Genomic DNA, 21645 nt, shown 5'->3' with positions numbered 1-21645 from the left:
TTGACTTTTATACTTCAAAAAACAAACAAACTTAACCCGACTCAACAATACTTAAGATCAGTATTCACATCTCTTCTTTATTTACCTCTGCGCCCTCTGTGCCTCTGTGGTTCGTTAAAAATTAACTACTTAACTAACCACATATAACTATATACACATACATAGCATACTGATTATACAATTACATATCAGTATATTCTCACTGGTTTAAAGCCCATTAGTAATGGTAACTTAAAATACGTAACCATTTTAGACGGGTAAAGAAAATGGCTGTTGGCATAGAAGAACAGGGTAGCAAGTTTATCACCACCGAAGCAATCAAAAATCAAGACGGAGAACAGAAGGTTTGGGACGCTTTCCGTAGTACCTTTGCTGATAGAAACTGTATTGGATATTGGCGTTATCCCATTTTTTCCAAAGCTGGAGAAATTAGAAAAGAGCCGGATATCTTAATAGTTGATAGAGAATTTGGTGTAGTTGTAATTGAAGTCAAATCTATAAATATTGACCAAATTGCCGCTATTAATGGTCAACAATGGCAATTGCAAAATACTGATACCACAGAAATAAATCCCTACCAACAAGCAGAACATCAACTGCGAGCATTAATATCATATAGTGATAGAGAAACAGCACTTTGGCGAAAAGTTAATGGTAGAGCCATAGTTGCATTACCGCAAATTACCACAGAACAATGGCAGCAAAAAGGCTTTGACCAATTACCAGATATTCCGCCAATTATATTTCAAGACCAATTAGGAAAAGTTGCTTTAATTGAACAAATTCAACAAGCTAATATTGTCATTCCTGGAGCAGATTTAGAAGCTAAAAATTGGGAATTATTATTATCAGTGATAGGCGGTACACCTGTATTGCGGAAACCTCCCCGAAATCAAGTCAATACCACTGGGAAAACCCGTTCTAATGTCATTGATAGTTTACGAGAAAAACTCTATGAGATTGATTTACAACAAGAACATATTGGTAAAGAAATTCCCCCAGGACCTCAACGGATTCGCGGTATTGCCGGCTCAGGAAAAACTGTTTTACTATGTCAAAAAGCCGCACATATGCACCTGAAACATCCAGATTGGGATATTGCTTTAGTATTTTTTACCCGTTCCTTATATGATTTAATAACTGGTTTACTCGACCAATGGATAAAGCGTTTTAGTTGTGGTGAAATGCAGTATGACCCCAAAACTAACTCGAAGTTACGAGTCTTTCATGCTTGGGGAGCAAAGGAACAACCAGGTTTATATCGCATTATTTGTGAACATCATGGTAAAAGACCAGGAACTGTACAGAACACCAATGAAAGACAGCCAAATCGAGGTTTAATAGATTTAAGTAAACGGCTATTGGAAGAAATTACTATTGAACCAATGTTTGATGCCATCTTAATTGATGAAGGTCAAGATTTAGTAGCCGAAGATGATTTAAAATATCAGGATAAACAAGCTATTTATTGGTTAGCTTATCAATCTTTACGACCTGCTGATTCTGAACACCCAGAACAAAAACGCTTGATTTGGGCTTATGACGAAGCTCAAAGTTTAGATAGTTTAAAAATTCCTACCGCGCCAGAATTATTTGGGATAGATACTAATCTTAATAAGGCGGTAACTGGTAGCTATAAAGGTGGCATTAAAAAATCAGAAATTATGCGACGTTGCTATCGTACACCAGGTCAAATTCTCACATCTGCTCACGCTATTGGTATGGGTTTGTTACGTCCAGAAGGAATGCTGACAGGACTCACAAATCAAAAAGCATGGAAGGAAATTGGTTATGAAGTTGTCGGCGATAGTAAATTTATTTCTGGTAGACAAATTACATTGCGCCGTCCGCCAGAAAACTCACCAAATCCCATATCAGAAATCTGGGGAAAACCTGTATTAGAATTTGAAACTTATGGTTCTCGTCAGGAAGAAATGAAGGCTTTGGCTGAGAAAATTATGCACAATATTGTCCATGACGGACTTAACCCCAGCCGAGATATTTTAGTAGTAATTTTAGGATCTACCTATGAAGCAATGGAATTAGAAACCCAGATAGCTGGCTTTTTAATGGAATATGACATTGATGTTTATATCCCTACAGCTTTAAAGTTAAATGATTTAGTTCCCCAATATCCCAATCATGATCCTGATAAATTTTGGCACGAAGGTGGTGTAACGGTATCACGGATTACTCGCGCTAAAGGACATGAAGCGGATATGGTTTATGTGGTGGGTTTTGATAATGTAGCACGGAATGAAAATGATGTGAATTTCCGCAACCAGTTATTTGTGGCTTTAACCAGGGCGCGAGGTTGGGCTAATTTAAGCGGTGTTGGTAGTTATCCTATGTATGAGGAAATGCGAAAGGTCATAGCTAGTGGAGAGAGTTTTACTTTTACCTACAAGCGTCCACCTAAACGTGATATTGGAGATAGTGAGTAAGCACTATCCGAAAATATCAGGTAATTAAATTCAATGCTGTATAACTCCAGCTTGCATTTGCAAACTGGAGAGTATAAAACATCTAGTAGTGTTATTTAGGGGCTGCTGAATAAACCTAGAACTGAGATATATCAAGAGTTTGAAGGTAAAAAAGGTGAATCAGGTGCAAGGAATAAGGGTTGAAATCAGCAAAAACCTATCACTTGACCAGATTCAATACTATTCTTCTCTTCTTCTAATTCTTCCTCCTGACTCCTGACTCCTAGCCCTCACAGACAACTTTTTCAGCACCCCCTATTTAATAACAAACTCAAATTGTAACTTCCTAGGTAGGATGATCAGGTTGATTCCAATCAGGGAAGAATTGCTATGATGACTACATCTCATCTCAAACTAGATTTATCTAATCGTGAAAAAACCATCACAACCATTTACATTCTTAAAAACTGGCATATTTCCTAGATCAATCGGTAGAACTTTCAAAAAAATTTTTAGTGATATATCTCCGAATACAGATCAAGAATTTATTAAAAAATATCAAATATCCAGACAGCGGACAACTATAGCTGTCAAATTCTTATTACTGCTAATTATTGTTCCCCTTCTCACTCATCAACTATCTAAGCGGATATTTATCCTTCCCTTAGTAGAGAAGATGAGAACTGAAAACTCTCACCTGATTTTTCTCAATCAGGAAATGGAGAAAGAAGCTTTTCATGAATTAAAAATATTTAGAGCAGAATTAAAGTTTAAAAGTCTTCTGGATTCAGAATGGAAAAATTCCCCAGAAAATGTAGAATCCAAGATAAAAGAAAAAGCCATAGAACTAGCAGCAAAATTTCGAGATAAAAGTGCTAACGCTATTAGTAATATATTTGCAGACATTATAGCATTAATTACCTTTGCATTAGTAATTGTTTTTAGTGCCAAAGATATTATTTCTCTTCAACACTTTGTAGATCAAATTGTTTATGGTTTAAGCGATAGTGCTAAAGCTTTTTTAATTATCTTATCTACAGATGTATTTGTAGGCTTTCACTCACCACATGGCTGGGAAATAATTCTGGAAGGATTTGCAGAACACTTAGGTTTACCCGCGAGTAGAAATTATATATTTATGTTTATTGCCACATTTCCTGTAATTTTAGACACTATAGTTAAATATTGGATATTCCGGTATCTTAGTCGTTTATCACCTTCAGCATTAGCTACCTTAAAAGAAATGAATGATTAATCATCTTAATTGGGCAGATTTCCCATTGTCAATAATTCTGAGAATGCTAAAATGGGGGGTAATCATTGTTTATGTTCATGAATTATGCGTATCATCTTTAATCAAAAATTAAAAGTCACAGTATTTATTACTAGCTTATTAGTAGTGATTTTTCTTAATAAACAGCCAATTCAACAACAACAGATTGTTAAAAATTTATCATTATCCCAAATAGTAAATTCTCCAACTAAAGGATTTACTCATGATATATCTCCGCAGAAAATATCTAATATAAAATCCAAAAGTAATGAAAGATCCACATTTTATTCAGTCATCAATGAATGGCGAAAATATCAATATAGTGTTAATTCTAATCAAGTATTAAAAATAGGGAAATTACCAAATAATCCCATAAATTTTCATCAAGCTGATTTGTTAACCGTACTCACAAATACTAGACAATATTTTCAGAAATACTCTCAAGAAGATCCCGATATTCAACGCACAGGCATCTTAGTAACTCAAGGAGTTACCGTTAAAGATATTCTGAAAACATTAGATTTTATGATTGTCGTCTTAGAAGAAGACATTTCTAATAAGCGAACAACTCGGTTACAAAATCCTAACTTTATTAACGCCAATTTTCGCGTAATTAAATGGTCTGCTCATAACCCAGAAAATCCGCAGCAGAAACAATTAAGAATTACTAAATATGCAGCTTTTATTCATCCCGGTTCTCGACAAAAAACTTCTACATATAATACGCCAATCTACGCTATTAACGAAGAAGTAAGCCAAGAAAAATTTTACACCCAATATACAAAACAAGATGTTTTATCAGGTATTTATGAACCTGGAGGTAAAGAATTTGGTAAAGTTAAACCAATTGCTTATTTAACTCGCAGTGGTTTAGAAGCAGCACTCATGCAGGGAACAGTATTAGTTAATTTTACAGATGGAACTAAAGAGTTTTTAAACGTAGATAGAAATAATGGAATGTCCTATATTCGGGGCTTAAAAGCAACTGCACAAACACGTTATTGGTATTTTAAAGAAGTTGATGCAATTAAAGGCTATGGATATAAAATAGATGCCAAAATATCCATTAAACCAGGAGTAACATTTGCTGGGGATGTTCTCAATATTGGTTTAGGAAGAATAATTGTCATTGAAGATAATCAGAGTGGACAGAAACGTTTAAAAATGGGCATAATTGCCGATACAGGTGGAGCATTTTTACCTAATCTTTATCAACTTGATTTTTTAGCAGGAACTTTCACCAGTGAAAGAGCTTTTGAGCAATATATTCAAAAATTACCTGAATATACAAATGCCTATATTTTAGTGAAAAAATAAAGTCAGTTGTCAGTAGGGGCGAAGCATTTGGAAGATAAATTATCGGTCATTGCCAAAAATAGTTCTCCAAATGCTTCGCCCGTACAGTGGTCGCATTTGGAAGATAAATTATCCGTCATTGCCAAAAATAGTTCTCCAAATGCTTCGCCCGTACAGTGGTCGCATTTGGAAGATAAATTATCCGTCATTGCCAAAAATAGTTCTCCAAATGCTTCGCCCGTACAGTGGTCAGTTGTCAGTTGTCAGTTGTCAGTGGTAATTAGATAATTTTCTTTCTCCTGATTCCTGATAGCGAAGCGTGGCGTTAGCCATACTCCTGACTCCTGACTCCTGACTCCTGACTCCTGACTCCTGACTCCTGACTCCTGAACTCCTGACTCCTGACTCCTGACTCCTGACTCCTGACTCCTACTTTATTTACAATCCTGCAAACCATTCATAACCCAAATCCTCCCAATAACCTTGAGCATTTGATAATTTACTGGTGAGGGTAACTCGTGTCACCCATTTACTTTGTTTATAGCCAAGTTTAATGGGTGAAGCTAACCGCAAAGGCGCACCATTTTCCACAGGCAAAGCTGCACCATTTTTTTGATAAGCTAATAGGGTTTGTGGGTGTAAAGCTGAGGCTATATCCCAACTTTCATAATAACCATCTGCTGATTTAAAATAGGCATATTTAACCGAGGATTTAGGTTGAGAAAGGGCGATAATTTCCCGCAAACGAATGCCACCCCATTGCACAATTGCCGCCCAGCCTTCTACACAAACATGACGAATAATCATAGAAGTGAGAGGTAAAGCTTGAATATCTGCCATACTCAAACTCAGCGGATGATTTACTTCACCATCTACAATTAAACGATATTTTGCTAGATCAATAACTGGTGTAGATTTAAAACTATTAATTATTAACTTATTTGGTTCAATTTGATTAGGTAAAAATTCTGGAACTGGCTTTTGAGGCTGAAATATCAATTCTTCAAATTTCTGATTGAGAGGTTCAGAAAGTTTCCCTACTAAATCTGCAAATATAGGTGTACCACAACCACCAAGTAATAAACTCATACTCGATAAACCAGAAAGTTGTAAAAACCTTCTTCGGGTAAATTCATGATTATTCATTTTGATGCCTAAATTCTGCTATTTTTTACAAAAATATAGATTTTGTCAGGGGATTTCCCCCTACCTTCTGCCCTAACTTCCAATGAAGCCAGACAAATATTACCACTGTTGGTACAGCAGCAAAGTGGACAATTCTTAATGCTTGCCAACTGCCAAAAATATCAACTATCCAATAAAATTGAGCAGGTTTGTACATTCCTATGCCTGTAAATATTGCCAGTAATAAAATAGGAATGATTGCTGTATAAATAATTCGATGCCAAGCATAATTTAAACGTTGGTGATTTTGACTTTTTTGTAATGCCTTGATATCTTTTTCGCTAACAAATCTATTTTTCCAGCGTTGGGTAACGAAAATATAAATTCCATAGCAGAAAAGATTCAGAGAAAATAGCCACATGGCTGCAAAATGCCAATGTCTACCTCCAGCCAACCAACCACCTAAAGTAAACAGGGGGAAAATATATAATCCACCACGTCCGCCAAAAACAGGATTAGCATTATAAATTTGCAATCCACTGGTGATCATAATAAATAAGCTGATGAAATTACAATAGTGGAAAATTTTTGCCCCTATTGCTTGGGTGGGTGATTTACGTGGTGTTTCCGGAGAATTCATAGATAGAATAGGAAAAATTTAATTACGTTATCAGTATTTTGGGGATAATTGACTGAGTGAGAATGTTTGTTAACCCTAGAACGTTGAAATATTCTTAATTTTGGATTCTAGATGATTACGTATTTTACATTGTAATAGTCCCATCACATTACCTTTCTTGCAACTAAGTTTTTACGATTACTCCAAAAACATAGTTAAATTAGAAAAGAAGAGGTAAAAGATCAACTATATTCTTTCCTCTGTCCCCTGTCCCTCCTGCCAATTCCTAGCACGTTTGGAAAATTAACTGGCAATTTTTAGTTTTTGGGATAGAAAACAACGAACTACTAACAACCGTATTTTAAGATGCTGGCTCTTTTTACAAATTTCCGAGATGAATTCGCCTCTGGTGCATCAAAAGCACTCGCCAATTGGTGGTCAGAGTTTACCCTTCAGACCAAACTCCTAGCCGTCGCCACCCTCATGGTTTCCTTGGTCATGAGTGGTTTGACCTTCTGGGCTGTAAACACAATTCAGCAAGATGCACGTCTCAATGATACCCGCTTTGGTCGTGATTTAGGATTACTCCTGGCCGCAAATGTAGCCCCCCTAATTGCTGATCACAATTTAACTGAAGTTGCCCAATTTTCTCAACGTTTTTTCAGTGCCACTTCTAGCGTGCGTTATATGTTATACGCTGATGAAACTGGGCAAATGTTTTTTGGTCTTCCTTTTTGGGAACCAGAGGTAGAAAACTCCCTCACTATTAAGCGCCATATCCAACTACCAGAAGATTATTCTGACAATCAAGATCAACCAATGGTTAGGCAGCATAACACCCCCGATGGTGCAGTTACAGATGTATTTGTGCCTTTAATAGTAGATAAAAAATACTTAGGTGTATTAGCAGTTGGTATTAACCCTAACCAAATCGCAGTCATATCCACTAATTTCACCCGTGATGTTACCATTGCCGTTTTTATCACAATTTGGGTCATGGTGATTTTAGCAGGAGTAATTAATGCTTTAACTATTACTAAACCTATTAAAGAATTGCTAGTAGGTGTTAAACAAATTGCGGCTGGAAATTTTAAACAGCGCATAGATATCCCTCTCGGTGGTGAACTAGGAGAAGTAATTTTCAGCTTCAATGAAATGGCAGAACGGCTAGAACGTTATGAAGAACAAAATATTGAAGAATTAACTGCCGAAAAAGCTAAATTAGAAACCTTAGTCTCCACCATTGCTGATGGTGCAGTTTTGATTGATAATAATATGCAAGTAATATTAGTTAATCCCACTGCTAAACGGATTTTTAATTGGGAAAGTGTGGATGTTGTTGGTAGTAATATACTCCATCACTTACCCCATACTGTCCAAATGGAAATATCCCGGACTTTATATGAAATGGCAGCAGGTGAATGTGAAAGTGCTGAATTTCGTATCCTCCTCAAACAACCTACTCAACGCACAATTCGCATTGTTTTAACCACAGTTCTTAACCTCCAACGGGAAAGTATTAAAGGTATAGCTATCACTGTCCAAGACATTAGCCGGGAGGTGGAACTAAATGAAGCTAAAAGCCAGTTTATCAGCAATATTTCCCATGAATTAAGGACTCCTTTATTTAACATCAAAACCTATATTGAAACTTTACATGATTATGGCGAAGATTTAGGTATTGATGAACGCAAGGAATTTTTGCAAACAGTTAATAATGAAACTGATAGACTCACCCGCTTGGTTAATGATGTTTTAGATTTATCAAAACTTGAATCTGGTCGGAATTACACTTTTGATAAGGTAGATTTACCACAAGCAATAGAACAGACATTACGGACTTATCAGCTTAATGCTAAAGATAAAGGGATTGAACTGTGCCAGGAACTGACTCATGATTTACCTTTTGTTCTAGGAAATTATGACTTGTTACTGCAAGTTTTTGGGAATTTAATTGGTAATTCTCTTAAATTCAGTCTAGCTGGTGGTAAGGTAGTTATCCGTGCTTATCAACTAGATGCTAATTCTCATTCTCAGCATCATTCTGGTAAAGTGAGAATTGAAATTAGTGATACAGGAATTGGTATCGCACCAGAAGATCAACAGGCAATTTTTGACCGATTCTTTCGTGTAGAAAATAGAGTTCATACTCTAGAAGGAACAGGTTTAGGTTTATCAATTGTCAGAAACATTATGGACAGACATCATAGTCAAGTTAATTTGGTAAGTGAAGTTGGTATTGGTACTACTTTTTGGTTTGATTTAGAAATATTTGCGGAAGAGATTTCATCAACTGGGGAAATTATGCCAGAAAACTTAGAAGTAAAGACAGTTTAAGGGCAGTTTTCGTGATTCTGTTATATCAAGAGTTGAACAAGGTTATTAATAAACAAACTAATAACAAAGTTAGTATTAATAACAAAGTTTGATGGCGTTTTATCCAATTATTAACCCTTGTACTCAAGTTATAATTAGAATTTTGCTTTTGCGATTCTAATTCACTTTCTTCTATATTTTGATAGAGAGTACAATCTTGAGCATAGGGATATTGAGGAAAGTTACAGGTATGATCAAAGTGATAGCTACAACTGTCGCATAGATGATCATTTCCTTGAGCGCGGTGCAAAGGAATACCAGGATGTCCATAAGCTTTCAGCAATAGCCGACACTGAGGACAAGTAATTGCTTGACTATCAATAATTTGATGACAACGAGGACAAGATATAGTAGCCAAAACAGAAAAAGGATAGGTAATTAAACATCTTGATTTTATCTATTATCTGCACTAATATCAATAATTCATCCGTATTTATCTGCGTTTATCTGCGTTTATCTGCGGTCAATAATTCTTGAAATCTGATTTTGCAAAGAAATTGGGAATATAAGATTTTATTGTCACTTCCAGACGTATACTTAAATAATGACGGCGTAATTGGAGTTGATAAAGTAATGCCTAAAAAAAATCTCTCTAACTTAATACAAGAAGAAACCACAAAATTTATACCCTTACAAAATGAACCTGTAATTGAAGTTTCGGCTGAAGCAGTATTGGAAACCCAAGTACAAACGGATAATAATCAGTTAGAACTAGAAGCCAGTATTAAAGAATTACAGCAAACAGTTTCTACATTAAAACAAAAAGAATCTACTTTAATCAAGCAAATTAGTGATTTACAAACAGCTTTTTCAGAAAAAGAAGCATTGGTAGAACGTTTGACAAATGAACTTTACGAAACAAAACAAACCGCTTTACAACTAGCAGATTCCAACTCTCAGTTACTAGAAGAAATCAAGGGTTTAAAACAACCTAGTCAACAACCTCATTCACAACTTAGTCAACAAGCTAGTCAAATTTCCAAATCCATTCAATACAAAAAATCTCATAGGTCAATAGAACGACTTCAAGAAAAACCCAATCAAGACAGTGAGGATTTTTCCAAAAATACTTGGTTGTATGATTGAAGTTAAGAATTTAGATCCCCGACTTCTTGAAGAAGTCGGGGATCTTGTTGCTAAAACTCTAATATATGTTCAGCGACAATTTGTGATTGTTCCAAGTGAGGAATATGACCACAATCTTTAATCCAAATTAGCTGACTTTGGGGAATTGCTTTGGCAAATTTCGGAGCGTCCCCAGTTCCTAAAATTTTATCACTATCACCCCATAAAATTAAAGTTGGTTGTGCAATTTTGGCAAGTTGGGGAAATTTAAAAGCACCATAACCGCCACTTTTGGTAAAGGCAATTAAGGCTTGAGTCCAATTAGGCATTTGTAAGTGTAATTCTCCACAGCACAAAGCATCCTCGGAGATCAGATTTGGGTTTTTATATGCAGTTCGACAAATGCTTTTACGGACTTTGGGATTTCGCAAAAATTCCGTCGCCCAATAATCCAAAGGTGAAAATATATATTTACTTAATGGGGAATTACCTTTCAAACCCGCACTATCTATTAATACCAGTTGTTTTACCGCCTCTGGGTAAGTGAGGGTAAAATCTATAGCCGCAGCCCCACCCATAGACGCACCCACCAAAATCACAGGTTGGTTAATCAGGGTTTGCCAAAATGAGTAGAGATGGTTTTTAATCGTGACCGAACTGTAAGCAATCCCCGGTAATCTATCTGTAAAACCAAATCCCAATAAATCTACGGCCCAAACTGCATTTTTTTCAGCTAGTAAAGGCAAAAGTCGGCGGTATTCTAGCACCGAACTATCAAAACCATGAATTAATAAAATCGGTGTACCACCATAACCTTGTTGGACATAAGTGGTATTAATGGGTTCATTGGCGGCATGAGTAATAATCGCCTGACTTTGGATATTTTGAGCCAAAGCGATGGATGTTGGTTCTGTGAGTTGCCCAACTGCGGCAGGAAGAAAACTTGGAAACATAAACTCCAGTTTACATCAGTGCGGATCACCTTAGGGACTCCCAAATAAAAAAATGTCCCAAAACTGACGCAAAAATTCTCTCTCTGTGTTCTCTGTGCCTCTGTGGTTCGTTTATTGAGATAATTTATTTCTTGCAAGTCCCTTAGCTAATACCCAGTCACCAATTAAAAAAGAAAATTTCCGCAAAAATTAAAATAGGGACACAATCCACGTAAAATAGGAATCAATTATCCCGATAGTAGGAGATTTAAGCCATGCCAATGGCAGTTGGCGCAATTGAAACATTAGGTTTTCCTGCGGTTTTAGCATCAGCAGACGCAATGGTCAAAGCTGCTAGTGTCACGATTGTTTATTACGGTATCGCGGAAAGTGGTCGCATGATAGTTGCTGTCAGAGGCCACGTTGCGGAAGTGCAAACAGCCGTAGCCGCTGGAATTGTTGCTGGTGAAGAAGTTTATGGCGGTGAGGTTATTACCCACTACATTATTCCCAATCCCCCGGAAAATGTGGAAACAGTCTTACCTATCCACTTCACCTCCAAATCTGAACCTTTCCGTATTTTCTAAGTAAGTTCGCTATGAAAAATTGAAGCATTTCTTCATAAAAATTAACTTGTAGCAACCGATAACTTTATATTCAAAACAGGAGATTAAAAATGTCATCACAGGCAGTTGGATCATTAGAAACTAAGGGTTTTCCCGCCGTTCTCGCAGCAGCAGACGCAATGGTAAAAGCCGGTCGAGTTACCCTCGTTGGTTATATCAGAGTTGGGAGCGCTCGCTTTACCGTCAATATTCGTGGTGACGTTTCCGAAGTTAAAGCCGCTATGGCTGCTGGTGTGGATGCTGTAGAAAAAGTTCATGGTGGTACTCTCGAATCTTGGGTAATTATTGCCCGTCCCCATGAAAACGTAGAAGCTGTATTGCCAATTGCTTATACAGCAGACGTTCAACAGTATCGAGAATCTGTGGAAAATCCCATTATCGGTGCTGCTAGGATCTAATTTCATCTATTAGGTGGGCAATGGGTAATAGGTAATAAACCCCTATTCCCTCTTTCCCTAAATAGCAACTTGCATCAATAGTCCACAATATTATTATGTTCGTAATCCCATAACGTCTGAATCTTTACATCAAATCCATTAATTCATCCGTCTTAATCTGCGTTTATCTGCGGTTAATTATTCTTGAAATATTATTCAATGTAGCTTCATCTTAATTTGATATTACGGTCTATTGAACGAATCAATTAGGAGTTATTACCTGCTACTAAATCGCTAAATCTAATTTCAAGGAGCGCAATGTTGCTATGACACAAAATGGGGTAAATTTAGCTCAATATTGGCAACAGCGACTAATTACAGAATGTCCAGAACAAAGTCAGGCTACTAGACAAAGTATTCTGAATTGGCTTTTGGGAGTGGATTTAGCACGGTTTGATCTACTTAACCCCAAAGAACTAGAAATTGCTAAACAAGCAATGGAATATCGGTGGCGAATTCTGCACAAACGCTATTTAGGTATGAGCAGAGAAAAGGCTTATCGTCAACTCATTAGCCGCTTGAGTAGTGTAGTGGCGGTAAGAAACAAAATTCAGATGTGGATATCTCTCAGCCGCGATCGCCAACGAAGCGTTATTGATGTCCTGCAAGAAGTCCTCCAAGACCTGATGCAAAGTGACTCATATATCCAACAACAAATGACTCACATTACCGCAATCACAACGGACAAAAGATTGCGGGATACGTTACTATTTGCCAGCATAGAAGAATATTGTTTGCGTCCAGTTCGGAATCAACCGATATTAATGTACCGCTTTGTTAACTACCTGCGGCGAATTCAGCGAGGAGGCTTAACACAAGTACCTACTAGCGAATTAGTGAAACTTGTTTCTGAGGAAATTCTCACAGAAAATAACGACAATCCGATTAGCTTAGTTGATAATCAAGCGATCGCTCAATATCAAGAAACCCAACACTTAGAAGAACAACAAGCTAACCGTCAACTTGTACAGCAAGAATTTGAACAATACTTATTAGAAAATATTGGACAACAAGCAGTAGATTGGTTGCGCTTATATCTGCAAGGCAAATCCCAAGAAGAAATTGCCAAACAACTCAACAAACCCATTAAAGAAGTATATCGGCTGCGAGAAAAACTCAGTTATCATGCCGTGCGAGTCTTTGCCATTAAAGGCCAACCAGAACTAATTGATAACTGGTTGTCCATTTCCCTAGAAGAACATAATTTAGGGCTAACAGAAACCCAATGGCAACAACTTCCAGAAAAAATCACTCCCAGAGGACAACAAATCCTCAACCTCCGCAAAGCAGGTAACTCCATAGAAGTCATAGCCCAAGAACTACAACTGAAAACCCATCAAGTTCTAGGTGAATGGACAAAAGTTTATCTTGCAGCCCAAACCCTGAGAATTCAAAATTAGCATAAATTGAGAAAATGCCAGATTCACTAAATATAGCCTCAAATCTGGTAAATATGTCATAAGTTAAAAAGAGTGTCAAAGACAAAAATGAATTGCACAGATTTCTCACCAAGCGCAAGATATATTAGACTTAGGATGTCCAGTGGTATTAAGTACCTTCGCCTTACAGGTAGTATATCCCCAAGCCAAAATTACTGGTTTAGACTTATCTCCTTACCTTCTAGCTGTAGCTAACTATCGGACTAAACAACGTCGTCTTGCCCAAATCAACTGGGTACATGATCAATCTGAATCTACGGACATGAATCCTAAATCGGAAAATTACAAAAAAATGCCAACTTATATTTTGACGCTGCTCAAAAGTACCGAACCTTATTTAGATGAATATTTTAGTTTGGACATTGAACAAGCCCTAATTGGGGCAGGTTTCCAATCTCCTACTATTACTAGCAATAGTCCTCGTCACCGTACTATCATTGCTCAGGTGAGTGGCTAATTTATATTTAGTGCTGTGGGCAGTTATCCCCCCCCTGCTGTTTTTGTGGTTTTACTACCGCAGAACTCCTGCTGCCCCACCGTGGTTAAATTTATTGATTTTGTTCATTATTGGCGCTATCTCTGGTTTTGCTGCTCTGGGCTGGGAATGGGCTATGGAAAATGTAGCTAACCGGGTTTTAGACTGGCAACAGATCCAGCGTCATTTTTCTGGTGTCGTTTTTCGGCAAATATTAGCGATCGCTCCCATTGAAGAAGGTTGTAAATTAGTAGCAGTTATTCTGCCCATTTGCTATTTACAACGTCAGTATCATCTCCGAGCTACTACAGTTTTTTTATTTACCATAGCCGTGGCTTTAGGTTTCACTGCGGAAGAAACCTGGATTTATTTATCTCACGGCACATCTTCAATTCTAGACCGCATTATTGGTACTCCAGTTCATGCGATGTTTTCTGCTCCTTGGGGGTACGCTTTAGGGATATATATTTCTGCTAGGAGAAGGTTAAATCGAGATCGGGATTTAATTTTTATCGCTTGGTTAAATTCTGTTTGCTTTCATGCTTTAGTCAATATTTTATCTATTTCTGTGAGGTTTTCGCAGCCCACAAATTTACTCATTTATGGGTTATTTCCTTTACTATTATGGATGTTTTGGCGGTGGGAACAACTACTGCGAAAACTCCAGAGAAAACATCCTTTAGTGTTAATTTCTGGACATACATCCTCCGCTCGCACTTGGCAAAGGGGTTTAGTATTGTTAATCCTATCACTAGGCGGAAATTCTCTATTTGGATTATTGATTCTAGCCCGAAAAATTAGTCCTTTGCGGTGGGAACTTTGGTTTGATCCGAAAATTTTCTGGTTTATAGTCCAAGAACTATTATTCAATTTTGGTTTAGGACTTTTAGCTTGGTTAATTTATCGCTATTTACGCAGTTTAGCCAGTCGTCGGCATTTGTTTAACCGATAATTAGCATTATGAAAATAACGGAGAACAAAACAATGACTATTATCACAATAGATGATGAATTAATTAATGAAATTATCGCAGTCAGTCACTATGAAAATGCACAGGAAGCAGTCATTAAAATATTATCCAATTACTTGCAGCAACAAAAAAAAGAACTGCCTTTATTTGAGCGATTACGTTTTATAGATGATGAATCTGCCGAAGATGATATTGCCTCATTGTTTGAACGTGATAAAGACACAGGCAGGAATTTTGAACTATGACTTATCTAATTGATACTTGTGTAATGTCTGAGTTTGTTAAAAAAGCTCCCAACCCCCAAGTTAGTCAATGGTTTAATCAGCAACCAATGGAACAGATATTTTTAAGTAGTTAAGATCACCTGAAAACGCTAAACGTTTATTTCGGGCTTTAGAATGGACCCAAACAGAAATGGAAACTCCTCAAACATTGGCTGAATTAAAAGAGGAGTTAGGAATATAGATCCCCGACTTCTTTGAGAAGTCGGGGATCTGGATGTGTTTAAACTATTGCCAATACTGGTTGACTTACCGCTGCATTAACAGATATGGATTCAGAATCAGCCGCATAGATTTCGCAAGCGTTATTAGGACTTTCAACCAGTTTAACTTTGTAAAGAGTTGCACCCAATTCTTGAATAGGCGATCGCAAAGTATTACTAATATAAAGAGCAATATTTTCCGCAGTCGGCACAACTTGATTAAAGAAAGCAACATCCTTATTTAAGAAAGTATGATCAAATGGCTCAATCACGTAATCTGTAATTATCTGATTTAAAGCCCCCAAATCAATAACCATACCCGTAGAGGAATCAATTTCCCCAATTATCGTTACTTCCAATTGATAATTATGTCCATGTCCATTTACACGAGCGCATTTACCATAAATTTCCGTGTTTTTTGCCAAACTCAAATCAGGGTGTGCCAATCTATGAGCAGAGCTAAAATGAGTGCTAATACTCAGATAGCCTGACCTATCTTTACCCGGATAATCTGCCCAAAGTTGATGACTTTCAAACAGTTTAATGTTGGCTAGTTTCACTCCCAATTCATCAATGGGTGATTCTAAAAGACCATGAATGTAACGGGAAATATTCTCTGTAGTTGGTACAATATCGGCAAAATAAGGAATATCTTCATTCACACAAGAGTGATCAAATATTCTCACCACATAATCTTCCACCACTCGATTTAAAGCAGCTACATCCACAATCATGCCAGTACGGGAGTCTATTTCCCCTTCCACAGTCACCTCTAGATGATAATTATGACCGTGAGTCTGAGTACATCTACCATATTTATCAACACTGAGGTTAGGAGCTAGACGGTGAGCAGCACTAAAATGAGTCCTGATAGTCAAATTAGCTTTTTCTCCCTCTCCCTGATAATCAGCCCAAAGTTGAGGATGTTCAAATAACTGGACGCGCACCAAAGGTAAATGGGGTGCTAAACGTTCCCAAATCACTCGCGCCATATTTTCCGTAGTGGGGAGAGTTTGTTGAAATTCTGTCCACACATCATTCAGATAGGAAAAATCTAGTTGACTGGTAACTTCCTCTTTGATGACGTGCTTGACATCAGACAGGTTCAGCACCATACCATACTCATCTAATTCCCCAATCATGGAAATGAACAAGACATAGTTGTGTCCGTGTCCGGGAAATTTTGAGTAAGCACCAAATTTTTCTAAATTCTCAATTTGACTCAGTTCTGGGAACCAATACCGACCAACTGCTGAAAACTGATCGCGGCGATTAACAATACATTGCATGATTATACGAGGAGGAGAACTTAATATTTCTTAAACTTTCACTATTTACAGCATAAACCAATTTGTTACTTAGAGGATGTTTTAAAAGTTTTTAATGTGGAAACAGACCCCTCTCCAAACCTCTCCCCTACCAGGGGAGAGGCTTTAAAAACCCCATTCCCTTGTAGGGAAGGGGGGAAGGGGGGTTAGGTTTTTGGAGATTATGGGTTTCATATAATACTTTTCAAACAACCTCTTAGGGTTTGCTGAAAAAGTGGCAAAAGGCAAAATCAGGACTTCTTAGTTCTTCTATCAAGATGCAATTATAAGTTTTTGTTGTTTTTATCAGACAAGGTATAAGTTTTAATAATCAGAAAAAAGATGTTCTTTTCCAAAATTGACATAAAAAACCCGAAAAAATCCGCTTTTTGGGAGGCTCTACCTCCCATGATATTTTATATTAAGGGATAGGCACAGATCGCAATAACCGTTCAACTATAGTTTTGGCATTTCTTCCCCCTCTAGGAATCAGACGATGACAAAGAACGTGCGGTGCAAGAAACTTGACATCATCAGGAAGAGCATATTCTCTACCTAAGATAAAAGCCAAGGCTTGGGAAGCTTTTTGTAACGCCACAGTACCACGAGGACTCACACCAAGAGTGATTTCTTCATCCTGTCTAGTAGTTCGCACCAATTCCAAAATGTATTGTTGCAAAGATGCTTCTACCTTGACTTGGGAACAAGCTTGGCGTAATGCTTGGACTTCTTCTAAAGTAATACAAGGCTGTAAATCAGCAACTTTTAAACCTGCTTGCAGATTTTGCAGCATTTGCATTTCTTCTGATTCCGAAGGATAGCCCAAACTCAAAGACAGCATAAACCGGTCCATTTGGGCTTCTGGGAGGGGAAACGTCCCTTGATACTCAATGGGGTTTTGGGTAGCAATCACAAAGAATGGCTGAGGAACTAGACGAGAAACACCATCAACTGTTACCTGATGTTCTTCCATCACTTCCAGCAAAGCCGACTGGGTACGGGGTGTAGCCCGGTTAATTTCGTCCGCTAGGAGGACGTTAGCAAATACAGGACCTTGTAGAAATGTAAATTCCCCAGTTTTAGGATTCCAAATATTTGTGCCGGTGATATCTGTGGGGAGTAAGTCAGGGGTACATTGTAACCGTTGAAATTTACCATCTACAGAACGAGCTAGAGATTTGGCTAAGAGGGTTTTACCGACACCGGGGACATCTTCTAATAAAGCATGACCACCACCAAGTAAAGCTACTATGACTAAGCGGATGGCTTCATGTTTACCAACAATGGTACGAGCCAAATTTTGTGTTAAAGCGTCAATTTTTTCTCTCATGCAGTACCTGGGGGGAAATGGAGAAGGCTTACTTCTGAGTTTTGACTAAAAACTTGTTTAATAGTTTAGCCTTTTCTACAGTATTCCCACGTAACAAGCTTAATCCAGCATAAGAATTAAAGATTTCTGGAGTTGCTAAACCACCGACGCAAGGAGAGGAAAGTCAAAAAACAAATTTTTTGGAACTGGTTTTACTTTTAAATATATTATTTATTTACAAATTTTATTGTTTATTTCAAAAAGTTCAAAACCATACTCTTCTAAAAAATCTTTCGCAAATGCTATCCAGCTTGAATTAAATCTTGGGTAAAATTCAGGAGTACAAACATAAGCTTCTAAATTTAAACCTGCATAGTTTCTAACTAATTTATTATCAAATAAATCAATAGTATTAGTGAGTTGGTTAATAGCTTTGTCGCGGTTTTTATCTACTTTTCTTAAACTTGTTGCATCCAATTTGAACTCTACAAAACAAAAATCATTTTCATCAAAAAATACAAAATCGCAATGAGAATCACCAAATCCTAAAAGTCCTTTTTTTCCGTCAATAGGAATAAAACCAACTATTTTAGCATTAATTACATTAAATAATTTAGTGATATCAAAACCATTTTTAACAGTATCAACACCATTTAGTTTAATAGTAAATGTGTTGTCATCTGAATTTATATTGATAATAATAAAGGACTGTCCTTGATAGTCTATCATTGAAAATTCCGATCTCATTTCAATTTCCAGAACATCGGAAAAGTTATCAAAAGCAGTTGATAGAAGTTCTTTAATATCCTCAAATTTGCTCATTTTCTTTTGAAAGTTTTAGCGTGAATACTGTACAAAGCTTGAAAATCACCACCCAAAATTTCCGAAACTGTATCTAAATAATTTTGTTGAATAGTACCTTTTTCTTGATTAAAAATAGGTTCGCAATACCTAGTATCCTCACTAACAGATTGATTTCCCAAAGAATAAGCAGAAAAATCTTTAGCACTTAACCAAGAATCTTGGGGAATTATTTGTGCTACTTCTGATTCTGTTGACGGATTTTTTTCAACTACTCTATTCGCAAAGAGTAAATTATTAAAAACTGTGAGAACATAGGGACTATGGGTGGTGATAATTAGTTGATTATCATCATTTTGATTTATCATTAAAGCCAATAACTCAATCAATTGCTTTTGAGCAACAGGGAATAAATGAGCTTCTGGTTCTTCCAAGATTCTTAATACTTTTGTATTATCAAGAATATTCAGAAAAATATCTTGTAAAATTCTTATAGATTCTTGCTGTCCTGACGAAGTATTAGACAAGTAAATATATTCTTCTGTTTCTTTATTAAATAGAATTTTCTCTCCTAAATCATCAATACGGTATTCTCCCTTTAATATTTTATCTATCTTATTTTTGACTTGATATAATTTTTCTTTTATGTTGTTTTCTGAATAACTTTCGATTAGTCCTTCAAAATTTCTAAACTTTCTAAAAATGTCTTTTACCCTTACAAATTTTTCTATAAATTTTTCCAATAATATTTCATCTAAAGTTTTTGAGCTACGTTCATAATTGTCAATTGAAATATTTTGTTTTAAATTAATTTCAATACTTTGTGAGAAATATTTTTCAAATAAACTAGGATAGGCTACGGTTGCACTTCTACCAGCAACAATAAACAATAAATCTCTTTGTTTATTTTGAAATAAGTCATTGAGCAGGTCATAAAGTTGTTGAGCATATTTTATTTTTTCTTCTTCCTTAATTAATGGTTGAATATTTCTATTTTTGTTGATATTTAAATATTCTTGTCTAAGTCTAAATTTAATATCACTTGCAAGAATTGTAAATTTTTCATTTATAAAAGTATCTATAGGAGATATCTTCATTTTTTTATTTTCATCATTGCTTAGTTTCAAGAATTTATTTTCATTAAAACTGTAATAAAATGTTATTTCAAAATCAGGTAAATTATTTGTAGGTCCAAAAAAATTATAAAATTTTTGCTGAATGGGGGATAAAATATCAGAATTGATATCCAGAGATTGATTTTGTTTGTCTCGGTAAATTTGACTAAATAAATCCTCTTGTATGGTCTTGAAAAAATAAATTAATTTAGCAATAGTGCTTTTACCACTAGCTTGTTCACCAATCAAAACTAATATTTTCTTAACTTCAATTTCTGCATATTTAATTGGACCGAAGTTTTCGATGATAATTTTTTGCATAGGTAAATGTGACTTTTTTATGCTTACATAACAAATGTACCATAATAGAAATACTTTTTGGGAAGTTACACCTCCCATGATATTTCATATTACAGAAGTAGTTACCTAAAAATCGCTGTAATGTTTAGATTAACATTGAAAATCCCCCCATCATTAAGAATTAAAAATTTCTTGAGCTATTTTACAATCTAGTTGAATTTGGTTTTTCAGCGCTTCTAAGGAGGTAAATTTCTGTTCGGGACGCAAAAATTTTATTAGTTGTACCAGCAAATTTTTACCATACAAATCACCAGACCAATTTAAACAATGTACTTCTACGCTAGTATCTATACCATGAACTGTGGGACGATTGCCAATATTCATGACTCCAAAATGTTGAGTGGGAGAGTTGTCTGGAGTTTCGTTATCAATAATAACCTCCACAGCATAAACACCATGACGAGGTAAAAATTTATCTTTTGGTAGTTGAATATTGGCGGTAGGAAAGCCGATAGTTCTCCCTAATTTTTGACCTGTTACTACTATACCTGTAAGGCTGTAAGGTCTTCCCAAAAGACGATTTGCTTTTTGAATATCACCGACTTCCAAACTTTCCCGGATTAATGAGGTACTAATGCGAGTATCATCTGCTGCGGAAAAGTTTTCTATATCAGTTTTTATAGGAACTATGGTCACGGGTATATTATATTTTGCTGCGAGTATTTGCAAGTCTTGAGCAGTACCCATGCGCTTTTTGCCAAAACAAAAGTCTTGTCCAACGCTAATCTGTTGACATTGCAGTTGTTGAACCAGGATTTTATCGACAAATTCTTCAGGGGAAAGGGCAGATAGTTCTCTATCAAAAGGTAATAATACTAATTGTTCCACCCCAAGCGATCGCAATTGTGCAACTTTTTCATCCAGTGGTGTTAACAAATCACGGGGAAGTCCTGTAAAAAACTCCTGGGGATGGGGATCAAATGTGACAACGGTTGAGTACGGGCGGACTGAATTCTCCTCACTCCGTGCTGACTGCAATACTGGCTGAATCACTCTTTGATGACCAAGATGAACACCATCAAATTTGCCAAGAGCAACAGCAGTTGGTGTCAGCAGTTCTTCTGTTGCAGAAGCAACCCATACAGAACACCCATTTTGAGACAAATTTAACACTTGGATTTTGGGATTTTAGGTTTGTTTTCGCTATCAGCGGTTAGCTACTGTTGAACCTTTGGTTCAGCCATTTATAACGATGTTGACGCTCTCGCGCTGT

Annotated in this window: 20 protein-coding genes and 3 pseudogenes; 12 read left to right on the top strand and 11 right to left on the bottom strand. The window is 36.5% G+C overall.

The genetic code is table 11. The annotated features are described in order from the left end of the window. Positions 1-266 precede the first annotated feature (266 nt). From FJR09_RS11865 to FJR09_RS11850, 4 genes are all read left to right on the top strand, one after another. Positions 267-2444 carry a DEAD/DEAH box helicase gene (locus FJR09_RS11865; RefSeq protein ID WP_015083677.1) on the top strand — a complete coding sequence of 726 codons (2178 nt, stop codon included), beginning with the start codon at positions 267-269 and terminating at the stop codon, positions 2442-2444. Positions 2445-2853: 409 nt separating this feature from the next. Next, positions 2854-3678, top strand: a complete 825-nt coding sequence (locus tag FJR09_RS11860; protein ID WP_051155259.1) for a hypothetical protein — start codon at positions 2854-2856, stop codon at positions 3676-3678. A gap of 84 nt (positions 3679-3762) precedes the next feature. After that, the gene (locus FJR09_RS11855) at positions 3763-5013 is read left to right on the top strand and encodes a hypothetical protein (RefSeq protein WP_015083679.1); all 1251 of its coding nucleotides are present in this window, start codon (positions 3763-3765) and stop codon (positions 5011-5013) included. A 6-nt stretch (positions 5014-5019) separates the two neighbouring features. Then, complete coding sequence (locus FJR09_RS11850; RefSeq protein ID WP_168654088.1) at positions 5020-5280, top strand: hypothetical protein; 261 nt, start codon at positions 5020-5022, stop codon at positions 5278-5280. Between the two features lie 37 nt (positions 5281-5317). On the opposite strand, the gene FJR09_RS25845 is transcribed toward FJR09_RS11850, so the two are convergent. The 3 genes from FJR09_RS25845 to FJR09_RS11840 are packed head-to-tail and all read right to left on the bottom strand — an operon-like array spanning position 5318 to position 6757. Further along, positions 5318-5449: a hypothetical protein gene (locus tag FJR09_RS25845; protein WP_256370249.1), complete on the bottom strand. Its 132-nt coding sequence runs from the start codon at positions 5447-5449 to the stop codon at positions 5318-5320. Further along, positions 5431-6138 carry a molybdopterin-dependent oxidoreductase gene (locus tag FJR09_RS11845; protein WP_015083681.1) on the bottom strand — a complete coding sequence of 236 codons (708 nt, stop codon included), beginning with the start codon at positions 6136-6138 and terminating at the stop codon, positions 5431-5433. Before FJR09_RS11845 ends, FJR09_RS25845 begins: the two co-directional genes overlap by 19 nt. Before the next feature lie 25 nt (positions 6139-6163). Continuing rightward, on the bottom strand, positions 6164-6757 hold the full coding sequence (locus tag FJR09_RS11840) for a cytochrome b/b6 domain-containing protein (protein WP_015083682.1): 594 nt from the start codon (positions 6755-6757) through the stop codon (positions 6164-6166). 345 nt (positions 6758-7102) lie between these two features. On the opposite strand from FJR09_RS11840, the gene nblS reads away from it, so the two are divergent. Beyond that, on the top strand, positions 7103-9073 hold the full coding sequence (gene nblS, locus FJR09_RS11835; protein ID WP_015083683.1) for a two-component system sensor histidine kinase NblS: 1971 nt from the start codon (positions 7103-7105) through the stop codon (positions 9071-9073). Between the two features lie 25 nt (positions 9074-9098). Here nblS and FJR09_RS11830 read toward each other — a convergent pair whose 3' ends face one another. Then, on the bottom strand, positions 9099-9470 hold the full coding sequence (locus FJR09_RS11830) for a zinc ribbon domain-containing protein (RefSeq protein ID WP_168632372.1): 372 nt from the start codon (positions 9468-9470) through the stop codon (positions 9099-9101). Between the two features lie 215 nt (positions 9471-9685). Between FJR09_RS11830 and FJR09_RS11825 the strand changes: the two genes are divergently transcribed. After that, on the top strand, positions 9686-10198 hold the full coding sequence (locus FJR09_RS11825; protein WP_015083685.1) for a hypothetical protein: 513 nt from the start codon (positions 9686-9688) through the stop codon (positions 10196-10198). A gap of 50 nt (positions 10199-10248) precedes the next feature. Here the strand turns inward: FJR09_RS11825 and FJR09_RS11820 are convergent, their stop codons facing one another. Further along, complete coding sequence (locus FJR09_RS11820; protein WP_015083686.1) at positions 10249-11130, bottom strand: alpha/beta fold hydrolase; 882 nt, start codon at positions 11128-11130, stop codon at positions 10249-10251. Positions 11131-11384: 254 nt separating this feature from the next. On the opposite strand from FJR09_RS11820, the gene FJR09_RS11815 reads away from it, so the two are divergent. From FJR09_RS11815 to FJR09_RS11790, 6 genes and pseudogenes are all read left to right on the top strand, one after another. After that, a complete protein-coding gene (locus tag FJR09_RS11815; protein ID WP_015083687.1) occupies positions 11385-11696 on the top strand; it encodes a carbon dioxide-concentrating mechanism protein CcmK in 312 nt (103 codons plus the stop codon). An 89-nt stretch (positions 11697-11785) separates the two neighbouring features. After that, the gene (locus FJR09_RS11810) at positions 11786-12133 is read left to right on the top strand and encodes a carbon dioxide-concentrating mechanism protein CcmK (RefSeq protein WP_015083688.1); all 348 of its coding nucleotides are present in this window, start codon (positions 11786-11788) and stop codon (positions 12131-12133) included. Between the two features lie 305 nt (positions 12134-12438). Further along, entirely contained in the window at positions 12439-13572 is a 1134-nt protein-coding gene (locus FJR09_RS11805) for a HetZ-related protein 2 (protein WP_168653689.1), read from the top strand. Between the two features lie 94 nt (positions 13573-13666). After that, positions 13667-14068: pseudogene (locus FJR09_RS11800) on the top strand (methyltransferase domain-containing protein); the annotation flags it as partial. After that, a complete protein-coding gene (locus FJR09_RS11795; RefSeq protein ID WP_168653690.1) occupies positions 14061-15038 on the top strand; it encodes a PrsW family glutamic-type intramembrane protease in 978 nt (325 codons plus the stop codon). The pseudogene FJR09_RS11800 and the gene FJR09_RS11795, both read left to right, overlap by 8 nt. Before the next feature lie 32 nt (positions 15039-15070). Beyond that, complete coding sequence (locus tag FJR09_RS11790; protein WP_041458611.1) at positions 15071-15301, top strand: type II toxin-antitoxin system VapB family antitoxin; 231 nt, start codon at positions 15071-15073, stop codon at positions 15299-15301. Between the two features lie 259 nt (positions 15302-15560). Here the strand turns inward: FJR09_RS11790 and FJR09_RS26160 are convergent. The 6 genes and pseudogenes from FJR09_RS26160 to FJR09_RS11755 form a co-directional block, all read right to left on the bottom strand. After that, positions 15561-16025 (bottom strand): annotated as a pseudogene (locus FJR09_RS26160) (6-pyruvoyl tetrahydropterin synthase family protein); the annotation flags it as partial. Between the two features lie 30 nt (positions 16026-16055). Beyond that, positions 16056-16829, bottom strand: a pseudogene (locus FJR09_RS26155) (6-carboxytetrahydropterin synthase); the annotation flags it as partial. A gap of 439 nt (positions 16830-17268) precedes the next feature. Beyond that, positions 17269-18177 carry a MoxR family ATPase gene (locus tag FJR09_RS11770; RefSeq protein WP_015083692.1) on the bottom strand — a complete coding sequence of 303 codons (909 nt, stop codon included), beginning with the start codon at positions 18175-18177 and terminating at the stop codon, positions 17269-17271. Between the two features lie 210 nt (positions 18178-18387). Beyond that, complete coding sequence (locus FJR09_RS11765; RefSeq protein WP_015083693.1) at positions 18388-18978, bottom strand: hypothetical protein; 591 nt, start codon at positions 18976-18978, stop codon at positions 18388-18390. Then, complete coding sequence (locus FJR09_RS11760) at positions 18975-20393, bottom strand: AAA family ATPase (protein WP_015083694.1); 1419 nt, start codon at positions 20391-20393, stop codon at positions 18975-18977. Before FJR09_RS11760 ends, FJR09_RS11765 begins: the two co-directional genes overlap by 4 nt. Positions 20394-20546: 153 nt before the next feature. Further along, complete coding sequence (locus tag FJR09_RS11755) at positions 20547-21545, bottom strand: bifunctional riboflavin kinase/FAD synthetase (protein ID WP_015083695.1); 999 nt, start codon at positions 21543-21545, stop codon at positions 20547-20549. Between the last annotated feature and the right edge of the window lie 100 nt (positions 21546-21645).

The organism is Dolichospermum sp. UHCC 0406 (assembly GCF_009712025.1).
Lineage (GTDB): Bacteria > Cyanobacteriota > Cyanobacteriia > Cyanobacteriales > Nostocaceae > Dolichospermum > Dolichospermum lemmermannii.
This window is presented reverse-complemented; position numbering and strand designations above follow the sequence as displayed.

Excerpts from the sequence above, each read along its gene's own strand:
- FJR09_RS11825 (WP_015083685.1), top strand. The coding sequence starts at position 9,686 with ATGCCTAAAAAAAATCTCTCTAACTTAATACAAGAAGAAACCACAAAA.
- FJR09_RS11865 (WP_015083677.1), top strand. The coding sequence starts at position 267 with ATGGCTGTTGGCATAGAAGAACAGGGTAGCAAGTTTATCACCACCGAA.
- FJR09_RS11840 (WP_015083682.1), bottom strand. The coding sequence starts at position 6,757 with ATGAATTCTCCGGAAACACCACGTAAATCACCCACCCAAGCAATAGGG.
- FJR09_RS11820 (WP_015083686.1), bottom strand. The coding sequence starts at position 11,130 with ATGTTTCCAAGTTTTCTTCCTGCCGCAGTTGGGCAACTCACAGAACCA.
- FJR09_RS11845 (WP_015083681.1), bottom strand. The coding sequence starts at position 6,138 with ATGAATAATCATGAATTTACCCGAAGAAGGTTTTTACAACTTTCTGGT.
- FJR09_RS11760 (WP_015083694.1), bottom strand. The coding sequence starts at position 20,393 with ATGCAAAAAATTATCATCGAAAACTTCGGTCCAATTAAATATGCAGAA.
- FJR09_RS11765 (WP_015083693.1), bottom strand. The coding sequence starts at position 18,978 with ATGAGCAAATTTGAGGATATTAAAGAACTTCTATCAACTGCTTTTGAT.
- FJR09_RS11855 (WP_015083679.1), top strand. The coding sequence starts at position 3,763 with ATGCGTATCATCTTTAATCAAAAATTAAAAGTCACAGTATTTATTACT.
- FJR09_RS11815 (WP_015083687.1), top strand. The coding sequence starts at position 11,385 with ATGCCAATGGCAGTTGGCGCAATTGAAACATTAGGTTTTCCTGCGGTT.
- FJR09_RS25845 (WP_256370249.1), bottom strand. The coding sequence starts at position 5,449 with ATGGTTTGCAGGATTGTAAATAAAGTAGGAGTCAGGAGTCAGGAGTCA.
- FJR09_RS11805 (WP_168653689.1), top strand. The coding sequence starts at position 12,439 with ATGACACAAAATGGGGTAAATTTAGCTCAATATTGGCAACAGCGACTA.
- FJR09_RS11790 (WP_041458611.1), top strand. The coding sequence starts at position 15,071 with ATGACTATTATCACAATAGATGATGAATTAATTAATGAAATTATCGCA.
- FJR09_RS11810 (WP_015083688.1), top strand. The coding sequence starts at position 11,786 with ATGTCATCACAGGCAGTTGGATCATTAGAAACTAAGGGTTTTCCCGCC.
- FJR09_RS11770 (WP_015083692.1), bottom strand. The coding sequence starts at position 18,177 with ATGAGAGAAAAAATTGACGCTTTAACACAAAATTTGGCTCGTACCATT.
- nblS (WP_015083683.1), top strand. The coding sequence starts at position 7,103 with ATGCTGGCTCTTTTTACAAATTTCCGAGATGAATTCGCCTCTGGTGCA.